11 protein-coding genes, 1 tRNA gene and 1 rRNA gene are annotated in these 13,702 nt (G+C 40.6%); 6 read left to right on the top strand and 7 right to left on the bottom strand.

What is annotated here, in order from left to right; genetic code table 11:
- The first annotated feature begins 3 nt into the window (after window positions 1-3).
- Both rrf and MXE38_RS05510 read left to right on the top strand, forming a co-directional pair.
- A 5S ribosomal RNA gene (gene rrf, locus MXE38_RS05515) occupies window positions 4-119 on the top strand.
- A gap of 12 nt (window positions 120-131) precedes the next feature.
- Window positions 132-207, top strand: a tRNA-Thr gene (locus MXE38_RS05510).
- A gap of 505 nt (window positions 208-712) precedes the next feature.
- Here the strand turns inward: MXE38_RS05510 and MXE38_RS05505 are convergent.
- The 5 genes from MXE38_RS05505 to MXE38_RS05485 all read right to left on the bottom strand — a co-directional run bounded on the left by MXE38_RS05505 (window position 713) and on the right by MXE38_RS05485 (window position 5,578).
- On the bottom strand, window positions 713-1,303 hold the full coding sequence (locus MXE38_RS05505) for a hypothetical protein (protein WP_246913000.1): 591 nt from the start codon (window positions 1,301-1,303) through the stop codon (window positions 713-715).
- 362 nt (window positions 1,304-1,665) lie between these two features.
- Entirely contained in the window at window positions 1,666-2,673 is a 1,008-nt protein-coding gene (locus MXE38_RS05500) for an oligopeptide/dipeptide ABC transporter ATP-binding protein (protein WP_246912999.1), read from the bottom strand.
- A 13-nt stretch (window positions 2,674-2,686) separates the two neighbouring features.
- On the bottom strand, window positions 2,687-3,649 hold the full coding sequence (locus MXE38_RS05495) for an ABC transporter ATP-binding protein (protein WP_246912998.1): 963 nt from the start codon (window positions 3,647-3,649) through the stop codon (window positions 2,687-2,689).
- A 10-nt stretch (window positions 3,650-3,659) separates the two neighbouring features.
- Window positions 3,660-4,556, bottom strand: a complete 897-nt coding sequence (locus tag MXE38_RS05490) for an ABC transporter permease (protein WP_246912997.1) — start codon at window positions 4,554-4,556, stop codon at window positions 3,660-3,662.
- Window positions 4,557-4,558: 2 nt separating this feature from the next.
- Window positions 4,559-5,578, bottom strand: a complete 1,020-nt coding sequence (locus MXE38_RS05485; RefSeq protein ID WP_246912996.1) for an ABC transporter permease — start codon at window positions 5,576-5,578, stop codon at window positions 4,559-4,561.
- Window positions 5,579-6,715: 1,137 nt separating this feature from the next.
- Between MXE38_RS05485 and rplM the strand changes: the two genes are divergently transcribed.
- The 3 genes from rplM (at window position 6,716) to MXE38_RS05470 (ending at window position 8,510) form a co-directional block, all read left to right on the top strand.
- Window positions 6,716-7,144, top strand: coding sequence for a 50S ribosomal protein L13 (rplM, locus tag MXE38_RS05480; protein WP_246912995.1), 429 nt, complete (start codon window positions 6,716-6,718; stop codon window positions 7,142-7,144).
- A 13-nt stretch (window positions 7,145-7,157) separates the two neighbouring features.
- Window positions 7,158-7,550 carry a 30S ribosomal protein S9 gene (gene rpsI, locus MXE38_RS05475; protein WP_246912993.1) on the top strand — a complete coding sequence of 131 codons (393 nt, stop codon included), beginning with the start codon at window positions 7,158-7,160 and terminating at the stop codon, window positions 7,548-7,550.
- Between the two features lie 471 nt (window positions 7,551-8,021).
- On the top strand, window positions 8,022-8,510 hold the full coding sequence (locus MXE38_RS05470; RefSeq protein ID WP_246912991.1) for a ClpXP protease specificity-enhancing factor SspB: 489 nt from the start codon (window positions 8,022-8,024) through the stop codon (window positions 8,508-8,510).
- A 65-nt stretch (window positions 8,511-8,575) separates the two neighbouring features.
- Here the strand turns inward: MXE38_RS05470 and MXE38_RS05465 are convergent, their stop codons facing one another.
- Window positions 8,576-10,477, bottom strand: coding sequence for a hypothetical protein (locus MXE38_RS05465; RefSeq protein ID WP_246912989.1), 1,902 nt, complete (start codon window positions 10,475-10,477; stop codon window positions 8,576-8,578).
- 98 nt (window positions 10,478-10,575) lie between these two features.
- Entirely contained in the window at window positions 10,576-12,348 is a 1,773-nt protein-coding gene (locus MXE38_RS05460) for a penicillin-binding protein activator (protein ID WP_246912987.1), read from the bottom strand.
- Window positions 12,349-12,855: 507 nt separating this feature from the next.
- On the opposite strand from MXE38_RS05460, the gene rsmI reads away from it, so the two are divergent.
- The gene (rsmI, locus tag MXE38_RS05455) at window positions 12,856-13,698 is read left to right on the top strand and encodes a 16S rRNA (cytidine(1402)-2'-O)-methyltransferase (protein WP_246912986.1); all 843 of its coding nucleotides are present in this window, start codon (window positions 12,856-12,858) and stop codon (window positions 13,696-13,698) included.
- Window positions 13,699-13,702 lie beyond the last annotated feature (4 nt).

Genomic DNA, 13,702 nt, shown 5'->3' with positions numbered 1-13,702 from the left:
TTGCTTGGCGACCATAGTGCTATAGACCCACCTGTCCCCATTCCGAACACAGAAGTGAAATGTAGTCACGCCGATGGTAGTGCAACGTACGATTGTGCGAGAGTAGGTCATCGCCAGGCTTAATTTTGAGTGCTGATATGGCTCAGTTGGTAGAGCGCACCCTTGGTAAGGGTGAGGTCCCGAGTTCGATTCTCGGTATCAGCACCACTTTTCTTGAATGACCACCTAACGGTGGTTTTTTCGTTTTTAAGCCCTCAAAAAAAAGCCACCTAACGGTGGTTTTTCTGTTTCTGGCTCCTCCAATTTTCTCCATCCCAACCTAATCCAACTCAGTCATCCAGGCCCATGCCTGCTAAGCCCGCTTTGCTCTGCCCAGCTCATAGCTGTGCCGCAGCTCTGCGGCACAGCATCACAGCACTGCCGCTCTGTTTTGCGCTATGTAGCTACAAGCGTCTCTGCAAAGCCAACAACGTTAACTTTAACTGTAAAGATAGCCAATCCCTTCTCTTAGCCTCAAACTGCCCTCACCTGCCTATACCTGTACAGCTAAGACCAGTCCAGAGTAGCCATGCCTAGAGCTGCTCAACGCAGCTTATAACAGTATCATCCAAAGGTACTTTAGTTGGCTTGATCAGGTACTAGCTAAGCGCAGCACAGCTAGCTGTGTAGCTTACCTGTGCTGCGCTTTGGCTAGCCAAAGGCTAGCTTAGGGCTAAGCTGGTGTTAGGGGCTCATTCCATTTGTTAAGATAGAACTCTAATATACGCTTGGAGTACTCATAGCAGCTTAATACTAGTGTAGGGCTATCAGGCAAGTCCTCTTCCCAATCTAGTTCTTCTTCATACTCACCATCATCGTCCTCGTCAGCGCATAGCTCGTCATAATTGATAGGAGGGAGTAGGTGCTCTTCGTTAAAGAACTCCTGCCATGAGCTAAAGGCCTGCTCCTTACTATCATAGTAGCTAAGAGCTTGAGTGCATATGTCTAATAGCTCTTGGAAGTATTCACTTAAGTCTGATTGTAATTTAGGCAGCTTAGGTTCACTTGCTCTTATTTGGTCGCCACAACGCCCCATAAAGATTAAAGCAAAGGGAGCTGCTGTCCATACTGTTTCTTGGTGCTCAATTTGTAATGATAGGTCTCTTAAGGCTGATGGGGCCTTGTTAGGATCTAAAGAGGTGAGCTGAGTTAACAACTTAGGAATATCAGTTGCTCTACCATTAGTGCAGATTAATCTCTCCCAAGGAACATTATTGAGCTCTATAGCATTAACAAAACTAAAGAATTTATCATTACTATTCATGTTCTACCTCATGTTAGCTATACCTAAAATCAGGCAACTTACTAGCACTATAGAACAAAAGGGAATTTACAGTCAGTGACCGCTATTAAGAATTTAGTAAGAATAAAGCTAGTATTGAGTCTTTGCGCTTAGCTGAGCTTAGCTTAGCCAGGCTTGGCTTAGGTTAGCCTTGCTTAGATTAGCTTGGCTTGGCTGAGCTTTGGTATGGCTGGGGTGGGGATGCTTAGGTTGGCTTGGCTTTCAGGTTCAGGAATGGGGTTGTTAAGGCATGAAGTGGGTAGTGATTATGAGTTTTCTATAGGCAAAAAAAAGCAGGAGCTTGAGGCTCCTGCTAATTAGGACATACTTGTGATAGCTTAGCTTTAGTGCTCTACTACGCCACCTTCGGTAACATGCTTACAAGCAACCAAATGGTTACCATTTGGTAATAAGATTTGAGACTCTTGCTTGTATTGGCAGTTTTCCACAAAGCAACGGCTATTAAAGCGACATCCCTTTGGAGGATCGATAGGGCTTGGTAAGTCACCCTTTAATAAAATACGATCCTTACGCTTATTTGGATCAATGATAGGAATAGCAGAAATTAATGACTTAGTGTATGGATGCATTGGGTTGTCATAGATTGCCTCTTTAGGAGCTACCTCTACTAAAGAGCCTAAATACATAACACCAATACGGTCACTAATGTGCTTTACAGCTGCTAAACCGTGAGCAATAAACAAGTAAGTAAGACCAAACTCGCTCTTTAAATCGTCTAAGAGGTTTAAGATCTGAGCTTGAATGGATACGTCTAAAGCTGATACAGCCTCATCACATACGATAAGACGAGGGGAAACAGCTAAAGCACGGGCAATACCAATACGCTGGCGCTGGCCACCTGAGAACTCGTGTGGATAGCGAGTCTTATACTGTTTAGCTAAACCTACGCACTCAAGTAAGTACTCAACTCTCTTGGAGATTTCTGGACCATGATGTGTTTTATTAACCACCATAGGCTCAGAGATAATTTCCTCAACAGTCATACGAGGGTTTAAAGATGAGTATGGGTCTTGGAAAATCATTTGAATGTCACGGGCATACTTGCGACGCTCATTACGAGTAATGGCACCTAAGTTTACGCCGTTGAACATGATTTCACCTTGAGTTGGCTTGTAAAGACCAGCAATCATCTTACCTAAAGTGGTCTTACCACAACCAGACTCACCTACTAAGCCAAAGCACTCACCTTTGTAAATATCTAAGGTTAAGTTATCAACAGCCTTTAAGTAGTTGGTCTTGTTGTTAAGAAGGCCACTCTTAAGCTCAAAGTGCTTGCATAAGCCTTTGATAGATAAGAGAACTTCTTTGTTCTCGCTAGTTGTATTTGTCATAGTGAACACTCAATTAGGCTTGAAGATATTTAACACAACGAACCTTACGCTGACCTAAAGATAAGAGCTCAGGTAATTGAGCTCGACACTGGTCACAAGCGTGATCGCAGCGGTCAGCAAAAGCACAGCCCTCTGGCACTTCCTCAGGTGGTGGTACCATGCCTGGGATCATGAATAAGCGCTCACTTTGCTCATCTAGACGAGGAATAGACTTAAGTAGGCCCAAACTATATGGATGCTTTGGATCGGTTAAGATCTCTGAGGTGGTACCCTCTTCAACAATACGACCGCAATACATAACAGCAACACGGTCAGCAGCTTCGGCTACCACACCCAAGTCGTGAGTAATTAATAATACGGAAATATTAAATTGCTCACGCATGCGATAAATAAGATCTAAGATTTGAGCCTGAATAGTAACGTCTAAGGCAGTGGTTGGCTCATCAGCAATTAATAGTTTAGGCTGACAGGCCATAGCCATAGCAATCATAATACGTTGACGCATACCGCCTGACATCTGGTGAGGATAGTCCTTAATACGCTTAGCTGGGTTAGGAATACCTACAGTATCCATAATATGTAAGAGCTTCTCATGAGCCTCTTTTTTAGAAAGCTTAGTATGTAACTGGATGCTTTCTAAAATCTGGTCACCTACAGTGAAGATAGGGTTTAAAGAGGTCATAGGCTCTTGGAAGATCATAGAGATGCTATTGCCTCTAATGTTCTGCATCTTGCGCTCACTTAAATCTAATAAGTTAACGCCATCAAACATGATCTTAGAGCCTTTAGCAATACGACCGTTAGAGGCAAGCAGACCCATAATAGAAAGAGAGGTAACTGACTTTCCTGAGCCTGATTCACCTACTAAAGCGAGAATTTCACCTTTATCAATGCTAAAACTGACATCACGTACAGAACGTACCATGCCGCGACGAGTGGTGAACTCAGTTGTTAAATGTTCAACTTCCAATAACATGATAGTTCTCCTAGCGACGTCTTGAACGTGGGTCTAATGCATCACGAAGACCGTCACCAAACAGATTGAAGGCAAGCACGGTAAGAGTAATGGCTAGACCTGGGAAGATCAAAGTATGTGGTGCAGAGAAAATGAAGCTACGTGAACGAGCTAACATATCGCCCCACTCAGCAAATGGAGGCTGTACGCCTAAACCCAAGAAGCCTAAAGCTGCAGTGTCGAGCACAGCAGTGGAAATACCTAAGGTGGCACGAACTACGATTGGAGAGGTGATATTAGGTAAGATGTGGCGGAAAATAATACGTAAATTAGAATCGCCAGTTACAATAGCAGCCTGAATATAGTCATTAGCCTTTACTGACATCACACATGAACGAGCAATGCGGGCATACTCAGGAATTGACACTAAACCAATGGCTAATACGGCCTTATCAAGACCACGACCCATAGCAGCCATAAAGGCAATAGCTAATAAGATAGATGGTACGGATAAGATAACGTCCATTAAGCGCATTAAGTAGTTGTCTAAGCGACCGCCATAAAAGCCGCCCATGGCTCCTAAGATAGTGCCTACTACTAAAGAGATAGACACAGCAGCCAAACCTACTGAAAGGGAAATTTTGGTGCCATCAAGAACACGTGAGAAGATGTCTCTACCTAATTGATCAGTACCAAACCAGTGTTCAGCACATGGAGCAATAAAAGCCTTGTCCATGTTGGCTAGGTTAGGATCATAAGGAAGGATATTAATACCCATAGCTTGGGTAATAGTAAGGGTTACTGCAATTAAAACTAAAACAGCAATAATGAGCATACCCAAAAGAGCAGCCTTATTAGAGGCTAATGAAGCCCACATATCACCGAGACGGGAAGAGCGTGGCTTTTTTAATTGATTTAAGTCAGTCATTTTTATGATTGGCCCTCAGCACCATACTTAACACGTGGATCGAGTGCTGCATAGAGCAGATCTACAACTAAGTTCATAAATACGAAGATAAAGGCCACAATTAATACTACAGCCTGAATAACAGGGAAGTCAGAGCGCATGATACTCTCAACTGAGTAAGCGCCAATACCTGGCCAAGAGAATACAGTTTCAGTAAGCACAGCGCCTGAGAGCAAGCTACCAAACTGTAAACCAATAACGGTGATAATAGGGAGCAAGGCATTTCTAAAGGCATGCTTACCAATAACCTTTACTGGGTTTAAGCCCTTAGCTTTAGCGGTACGAATGTAGTCTTGGTGGAGCACATCAAGCATGCTAGAACGGGTCATACGGGTGATGATAGCCATAGAATAACAAGCTAAGGTCATAGCAGGTAAGATGGCGTGCTGTAGTGCATTAAAGAAGGCTTCCCAGTCACCAATAATGAAAGTGTCATAAAGGTAAAAACCAGTGCCGTCATAAGGTCTTAATAAGGTGTCAATACGACCACCTGATGGAACCCAGTGTAAGATGCCTGAAAAGAGAATGATAAGTAACATACCAAGCCAGAACACAGGCATAGAAACGCCGATCAATGCAGTGGTCATGGTAAAGTTATCGATAATGGAGTTCTTCTTAACAGCTGAAACTACACCAAAAATAACACCAACAATGGAGGCAATGATAATGGCAAGTACAGCAAGCTCAATAGTAGCTGGCAGACGGGCCATAATTTCACTGGTAACAGGAGCATTGGTAAAGAAAGAAGTACCAAAGTCACCATGGAACATAGCAACCATGTAGTTCCAATATTGGGTAATAATTGGCTGGTTAAAGCCCATGCTTTCACGCCAAGCGTTGATAGACTCAGTGGTAGCATGTTGGCCAAGAACAATGAGAGCTGGATCTGGAGAGAACACTCTCATAATCAGGAATACTAGGATAGATACGCAGAATAATACTGGTACGAGCATTAAAATGCGTTTTAAGAGATATAACAGCACAAGCTTGTCCTCAAATACACGTGTTAAATAGTGCACTGTAAGCTTATTTAACACCAATAAGCTTGTGAAAAAACAAGTGCACGCGCACGTGAAGAGCTGTAGAGTTAATAATGTTCATCAAGGAAAACGATGCTGTACGTAACTACAATAAGGCTATTTGCTACTTAATAAGTGGTACAACAATAAAAGCATATAACAAAGAATATTAGTGCTTTTACTTTACATGATTGCATTTACCTCCCCTAGGATATAAGTATCACAACAACTTAAAAGGTGCTCAACTTATAAATTGTGCGCAGCAATAGCGCTCCCAACTGTATAGATGTAGGCTAAAAAACCACCATCATAGCTGTTAGGATAATCAGTAGATCACTAGGTATTGGTTAAGAGCATCAAGCTCTTTAAGCGGCTCTAAGCAAAGAGAAATTGTTTAGACCCTAACAATTGGACATAAACGAAACACAGCGTGCATTTTTATGTCTTTTAACCCATAGAGGTACATGACGCAGCATTGTTTAAAAAATTTAAGTCGCAAAAGGTGCGTACTTTCAGAGCTTCATCATGCTGTGAAAAATGCTGTCATAGCTTATGAAACAGTAAAAAGCCCGAAGTCTATCACGATCAGCTCATTTTTCTCTTGATAGCAAAAACAAAGTATTATAGCAAGAATGGCTAATTAACAGAGATAGATTATCAATACTTGCATGATAAATTTGCAATTTTTCTTTATACAAAGAGGCATTAAGTAGATAAGTACTATATTTTGAGACTGTTTAAAAAAAATGAAATTTTGCAAAATTTTTTTTAGATTTTACAAAAATGTGCCAAAAGGGTGAGTTTCTTAGTAGTAATTAATAATTCTTAGCTCAATGTTGTATTGGCTGATTTTTTTACCGCTGTGGTATGTAAGTTTCATGTTAATTAAAAGCGAAAAATATGGGAATTTTTTTATTAAAGATCATTGAGCTATTTTTATAATGGTGTATAATCTTTGCGCCCCTCTAATCGAGTTATTTGGATTCCCACCCAAGTGATTTGATGCAAGCATATTAATGAATGCTTGTTTTTTTGAGATCAGCAGATTTAACTGCTGAAAGTTTTAAAGGATTTTATCCTTCAAAATAAAAGGGTTTTTTAATGAAAACTTATGTAGCCAAGCCATCTACCATCAAGCGTGATTGGTTTGTAGTAGACGCAACTGACTTAACTTTAGGTCGTGTTGCAACTGAGATCGCCACCCGTCTTCGTGGTAAGCACAAGCCAGAATACACCCCATTCATGGACACTGGTGACTATATCATCGTTATCAATGCTTCCAAGATTAAGGTAACTGGTAACAAGAGCCAAGACAAGATGTACTATCACCACACTGGTTTCCCAGGTGGTATCAAGGCTGAGTCCTTTGATAAGTTAATCGCTCGTAAGCCAGAGAAGGTCTTAGAGACTGCTGTTCGCGGCATGCTTCCAAAGGGTCCTTTGGGTCGTGCTATGTTCCGCAAGCTAAAGGTATATGCTGGTGAGACTCATAATCATGGTGCTCAACAGCCTCAAGAACTTAAGTTATAAGGAGCAATAGCAAATGGCTGCAAATCAGTACTACGGCACTGGTCGTCGTAAGAACTCCACCGCTCGTGTATTCATCAAGCAGGGCGATGGCAAGATGACTATTAATGGTCGCACTCTCGAGCAATATTTCGGTCGTCCAACTGCACGCATGGTTGTTGCTCAACCATTAGAGCTTTTAGAGCTCTCTGGCAAGTTTGATATCTACGTAACCGTATCTGGTGGTGGTATCTCTGGTCAGGCTGGCGCTATCCGTCACGGCTTAACCCGTGCTTTAATGCAGTACGACGAGAGCTTCCGTCCAGCTTTACGTAAGGCAGGCTACGTCACCCGTGACGCACGTTCTGTTGAGCGTAAGAAGGTTGGCTTACACAAGGCTCGTAAGCGTCCACAGTACTCAAAGCGTTAATCAGAGTACCAGCATTACTTTGCGCACTTGCGCAAGTTTCAAGGGGCATATATCAATATATGCCCTGCTGTACGCAAAAAACCCTTACTCTAGTGAGCAAGGGTTTTTTATTTTTAGAGACAAAACCAAGAGTAATTTAGCAAAGTTATACTTGGTTTTGCCTTTAAAAAAGAAGTCTCAATCATTAAAAGAGGGGCAAATAGTTAATGATTGGGGCAGCTATTCTTATTTAAAGGCAAATAATCATCATATTTTGCATTATTGTAATTTCATTTGCTCTAAGGGCAATGGCTGATACAATAGAGTATACTTTTCTAAACAGCACTACTTGTGCATATATTGAGCAACGCTCTTTTCTCAACCTTTCCTACCAAATATCAATTAAAGCTTTATTTATCGTGTTAAAGTAGGATTTAGCGACAATAATAGATTCTATTTGCAATATAAGATTACGGACGTGGCAAAAGTTTTATGACCAGTATTTGCTCTTACATTTTTACGGCTTTTTATAATTGGCTCAGAGACAATGATGTAAATCCTCGTCTAGTAGTTGATGTAAGTCGCCCTGGCGTTCAAGTTCCACCTCATATTGCTATAGATGGGGTAGTATTAATTTCTATTGATCATAAATATGTAGAAAACTTTGAAATTTGGCCTACCAAGATTTCTTTTACTACTAGATTTAATGGCAAGAAAGAGTTTGTCATTATTCCTTATGCAGCTATGAGTGAGTTAGTGTGCTCTGATACAGGCATTTCTATTCCTATTAATATGTGGCTTACCTCTATAGAATTGGCTTGCCATGTAGATGATGAGGGCTTTATCGAAGATAGTGAGCCTTATGATGACCATCAGGTATTCTTTAGTGTTGCAGACGATAGCGCTCAAGATAATGCTAGCGATACTGAAGATAACAATCCGCCTAAGAAAATCAAACCAAACTTTACTTGCGTTGATTAAAACAAAAAGCCCAGTAGGAAAACCTAATGGGCTTTTTGTTTGCTAATAACTATCTTGATTAGGGCTTATGGTTTTGGGGCCACTACAATATAGTCTTTATTTATGTGTAAGCCAAAGAGTGAAAAGAGCTCATTAACCTCAGCTGATATTTCATGATAGCACTTGCCCTTAAAGCTTCTTCTATCATAGACATCAACCATTACTTGATTAACTACCCTTAATAAGTCAGCTACGCTATCGATGTTGCAAGAAATTATGGACTTAGATGTGGCTCTGTTCTTGTTAATTACAGCATTAATATAAGAGGTAATAATGGTGGCTAAAAACACTAGAAAAGCTTGATTTTCAAGGGCGTTATCGCTCTTAGTCTTTAGCAAAGCTTTAAGTATTTGGTTGCTGTTCTTAATAGGAGCTCTTGAGTGATAGTTCTTATAAACGTCGTGGTAGCTCATATTAGTTTCATTGCTAAGAAGCACCTCAATGCCCCAATTTTGTTTTTGAACTTCAAACTTATTACCATCGATATGTAGAGTCTCGCACTCATCACTACCTAAGACATGAATAGTCTCATCATAATTAGTGAATAGTTTTAGAATTTGCTTCTCTGATGAATCAATGGTTTTTCCTTGTTGAAGCTTAATAATAGCTTGTGCAATTTGGTGTAAAGCCAAATTTTCCACTTCACCAGCAGTCACTGGTGAATAAAACACATGACAAGCTAAAGTAGAGCCACTGTCATTAGCCTTAATGTTAGATACTTCTTGACCGTAGTCATAAGGCAAGTCCACCTTCTGATAGCAAAAAAATCTACGTAGCTTATGGTCAAAAACCATGTTGCTCATCTTTTTAATGTCATTGGCCAGAGCAATCTCCGTAGCTGTTTTGCCATAAGAGGCTAAGGTGCTGCAGTTAACAATGAAGCTCTGTTGAGCCTTAATCAAGGTGTCGACTAAACTATTACCCTCATGGACTGTATTACCACAAATAAGGGGCTCAAGCTCACCTAATAAGGTGCTGTGAACCATTGATTCATCATAGCCCTTAGCTAATACATAATATAAAGCCTTGCCCTCTTGATCGCACAGAACCTGCAATGATGCTGGTTGGTCAGGGCTGCCATTAGCAAGATGAATAATGTACTTATCATTAGTTGAGGCAATAAGATGGTTATCCTTTTGCAGCTGGATAAACTCAGTAAAGAAAGCATTCATATGCTCTTGGCTGAGGCTATTGACTGCAAGAGAAAAAGAGTTTTCTAAGGCATCATTATCGCTTACAACATCATTGTGCTTAAGAAACTCAGACATGCCCTTAAGCTTAAATTCATTTTCAATAATGATGCGAGTAACTATGGATAAAATCTTATTGGCTTTTTTATTGCCCAAAGCCTTATCAAGTGCAGCTTTGAGCATGGTTTGCCTTGCTAGGTGAGAAATTAGATGGCTTGCGCCAGCATGTTTAGTAGTTGCTACTCTAAACTTACTAGCGTCCTTAGCTAAAGATAACTCATGATCTTTAACTATTGCAAGAAAGGCATCTGCTACATCGGAGTTTAGGTTGTCGTTGCTATTGGATGGAGTAGGCTTGGTGAAATTAGTAAACTCCTCTGGTAAAGAAACGCCATCTGGAATACCTGGTAAAACAGGTTGTCCGTGAGCATCAATAAATACTTCAGACTTATGAAAATAGAGGGTCTTACTGTCTTGTCGATAGACAAGATAGTCCTTTAGCTCAGGATAGTCTTTGTAAACAAAATCATAAAATTGAACCCATCCAGAGTTGTTGACAGGATTCAGTACATTGCCAACTTTCTTATGATTTGTTGCTCTGCTGCGGCCTTTAACTAGTTGACCTTTCTTATTGTAGTGCTCAGGTTCCCAAGTATGCTCACAAGTATATAGACTAATATTGCCATTTCTTTCAATTCGTTTGACCATGTGAATGGTTGGGATGGGGTTAACAGCCATATAAAAGCATATCCTTTAAAACAAAAATCGACAATATACCGTGTCTGTTAATATATTGTCGATTTGAAAAAGTAGATACTGTTTAGAATAAAGAGGTATTAGTTAATTGGACGGCTAGTGCTTAACTTTACCCACATAGGTGCCATCTCAATTAAGCCGTCTTTACCTAACTGTAAATCACCGCTAATGCCATGGAGTACATCGCTCTTATCCTCAGAGAGTTTTTGTAAGTTAAAGGATAAGTTAATGGAATCGTAGGCAGCTGCAAAAATACGTTGTACTTGGCTATCAGCCTTAGGTAAGGTTGCCATCAAATCATGCTTTAAGGAGCTATCGGTTAATAACCAAGGCATATCACCTAAATTGGCTCCTGCTAAAGCTACCTCACTAGCGCTATGGTTGAGTCCCATATAGCTGCGATCAGTTAAATATAGTGGAGTATTATCAGGCAGTGAAGGTCTAACCTTGATGACATCGCTGGCAGTAGCATTAATGTAAATGGAGTCAGCATTATTCAATGGACAAGTAGTTAAAGCTGTTTGTACATTGTTAATATCGCTAAAGCGACAGGATACAGAAGACTTACCTTGTGCTTGTTGCCATACTTCATTAAAGCCACTAATAGCTCTTTGTCCTCTAGTGCTCTCAGGGGCAATTACAATAGGCTTAGTATGGCCGTCATGATAAATCTTAGAGGCAGCTAAAGCACCTTCATAATCAGGGCCTAAGTTAAAGTAATAGAACTGATCACGAGCGCTGGCTGGTTGGTTAAAGACAATGGCTGGTAGCTTAATATTGGTTTCAATTAAAGCATCAACCTCAGGTTTTAAGATAGGGCCAATAATAAAGTTGGTACCATTTTGGCCTAAAGCAGAAGCAATCTCAGCCATGGTCATTCTATTGGTATCGTAGAAAGTAACCTTAAGTTTGCTATTGCGATCTTGTAAGGCGGCTACAATACCTAAACGGGCAGGTTCGCCAACACTGGCAGAAAAACGACCAGTTAAAGGTAGTAACACTGCAAGCTTATCGCCTTCTTTTAAGGAGGTGACTACACCGCTATCTAAGAGATCTTGACTTGATGCGCTATCAATATTATTACCATTAGCAATTTTCTCGGCGGCAAAAGCTACAGGGTGGTCATCATAGCTCTTAAGCCAGTTTTTAGCTAATTGTTGTTTAATCTTATTGCTCTTAGAGGAATCAAGCAGTGCAAAGTCGATAAAACCCTGCATTAGAGGATCAGTGCTCTTATTGAGTTGTACTGTAAGCTCAGAGGCTGGCATTTGTTGCAAGTTGCGCACAATGCTCAAAGAGACATTTTGGGCAGCATCCTTATTAACTAAGGAGATTAATGCCATCTTATGCTCACAAGACTTTAATAAATGAGAAACACGGCGGCTCTCATTGTATAAATTCAGCTCTACATTAGATGCTAATTGGTAGTAAAAAGAGGCAGCAGGCTTTGGTAAGGTAGCTACATTGATTTTGTTTAAGGCAAAAAGAGCATCAGTTTGCTTGCCTTGATGCATGTAGAGTAAACCTTCAATAATTAAAGATTCATCTCTTTGTAATGGGGTAATAGCCTCAGCTTGCATGTTAGCAATTAAACCAGAAGCTGTTTGGAAATCACGAGCAATAATGGCACTGCGGGCAAGCAAGATCATGGCAGGGAAGCGAGAATCTTGATCAGCCTCAGATAACATTTTTTGATAGTCAGCTTGAGTTAAAGTTAATTGACTAAAAGCTTGAGTGGTAGTAATGGCAGCTGTCCCTTGCTCGGTAGTAGAGGTACAAGCACCAAGGCTCAAAGTTAATGCAATGGCGACAGCGCTAAGCTTAATGCGATGTGTAAAAGAATGGAGTGGCACGATGCTATTCCTACTTTCCAGCAATTGAGAAAAGCCCACCCTAAACAAAGTGAAATCTCAGGGCAAGCAACCAAAAAAATTAAATATAACATCAATCTTACATCATTTTTTTGCAATTGTAATACCAGCTTAATCTAAGTGCGGTTTCTGTAAAAAAATCTCTAGCCTATCCAGCAATAAAATGAGGCTAATTAACGCAAAACTTATCCTAGCTTTCTTGATTTGAGCTTATGTGATGAGCTAAGGTGCGGCTTTTGTATGTGCATATAGGTGTCTTAATGCTAAAATTACTAAAGCCTATGAGCTAGAACCTTGCATTGTTGATATGTTTTAGGCCCAGTTTTGGCCACATCTGGCCAGGCAGGCTATACAGCCTGCTACCGCTGGCTATCGCCAGCGCTAGCTGCGACCAGCGCTAGCTACCGCTACATACAGGTACAGCTATCAAATGTCAGGTATAGCCGTGTCAGGCTGTTGAATTTAGTAAGAATCAGGAGCTAAAAGCTGATGATTGAAAGTGCTCTTTATATTGTGCCAACTCCAATTGGAAACTTAGATGACATTACTTTACGTGCTATTGAAGTACTTAAAAGTGCTACTTTAATTGCTGCGGAGGATACTCGTCACTCCAAAATATTATTGGATAAATTGGGAGTAGGGGCAGTTAAGATGATTAGCTGCAACGATCACAATGAAGAGCAAAGAGCACAGATTATTGCCAATGAAGTGCAAGCAGGTGGCATTGTTGCTCTCATTAGTGATGCTGGCACTCCTATGATTTCTGACCCAGGTTATAAATTAGTATCTGCTCTATCTGAAAAAAAGGTCAAAGTGGTACCTTTGCCTGGCCCTTGTGCAGCTATTACAGCTTTATGCGCCAGTGCTTTACCTACAGATAAGTTCTTATTTATGGGATTTTTGCCTGTTAAAGATAAAGAGCTTACCCAAAAGCTTGAGTCGATTAGGCTTAGCGATACTACTACTGTGTTTTATGAAAGCCCACGACGTATTATGAACACCTTAGAAAAATTACAACAAGTTGATCCTAAGCGTGTTGTAGCTTTATGTCGTGAAATGACTAAAACCTTTGAAACCATCTATCGCACCAATGTTTCTGATCTTATTACTTACCTTCAAGAACATAGCGATGAGGTTAGAGGCGAGTTTGTGTTAGTAGTTGGCCCTCATATTAGTGACGAGCAAGATGATGAGCTTAGTGATAGTGCCAAGAGTGCCTTAGCTAAAATGATTACCTCTATGAAGGTTAAAGAGGCTTGCCAAATAGTCAGTGATCTTACTGGTGAGAGCAAAAATAAGCTCTATGATTACGCCTTAAGTTTAAAAGATTAGTTTT

Source organism: Anaerobiospirillum sp. NML120448 (assembly GCF_023050945.1).
In the GTDB taxonomy this organism is placed as follows: Bacteria; Pseudomonadota; Gammaproteobacteria; order Enterobacterales; family Succinivibrionaceae; genus Anaerobiospirillum.
The sequence above is the reverse complement of the archived record's forward strand: the minus strand, read 5'-3'. Positions and strand labels throughout refer to the sequence as shown.

Excerpts from the sequence above, each read along its gene's own strand:
- MXE38_RS05495 (WP_246912998.1), bottom strand. The coding sequence starts at position 3,649 with ATGTTATTGGAAGTTGAACATTTAACAACTGAGTTCACCACTCGTCGC.
- rplM (WP_246912995.1), top strand. The coding sequence starts at position 6,716 with ATGAAAACTTATGTAGCCAAGCCATCTACCATCAAGCGTGATTGGTTT.
- MXE38_RS05490 (WP_246912997.1), bottom strand. The coding sequence starts at position 4,556 with ATGACTGACTTAAATCAATTAAAAAAGCCACGCTCTTCCCGTCTCGGT.
- MXE38_RS05470 (WP_246912991.1), top strand. The coding sequence starts at position 8,022 with ATGACCAGTATTTGCTCTTACATTTTTACGGCTTTTTATAATTGGCTC.
- MXE38_RS05500 (WP_246912999.1), bottom strand. The coding sequence starts at position 2,673 with ATGACAAATACAACTAGCGAGAACAAAGAAGTTCTCTTATCTATCAAA.
- MXE38_RS05465 (WP_246912989.1), bottom strand. The coding sequence starts at position 10,477 with ATGGCTGTTAACCCCATCCCAACCATTCACATGGTCAAACGAATTGAA.
- MXE38_RS05505 (WP_246913000.1), bottom strand. The coding sequence starts at position 1,303 with ATGAATAGTAATGATAAATTCTTTAGTTTTGTTAATGCTATAGAGCTC.
- rpsI (WP_246912993.1), top strand. The coding sequence starts at position 7,158 with ATGGCTGCAAATCAGTACTACGGCACTGGTCGTCGTAAGAACTCCACC.
- rsmI (WP_246912986.1), top strand. The coding sequence starts at position 12,856 with ATGATTGAAAGTGCTCTTTATATTGTGCCAACTCCAATTGGAAACTTA.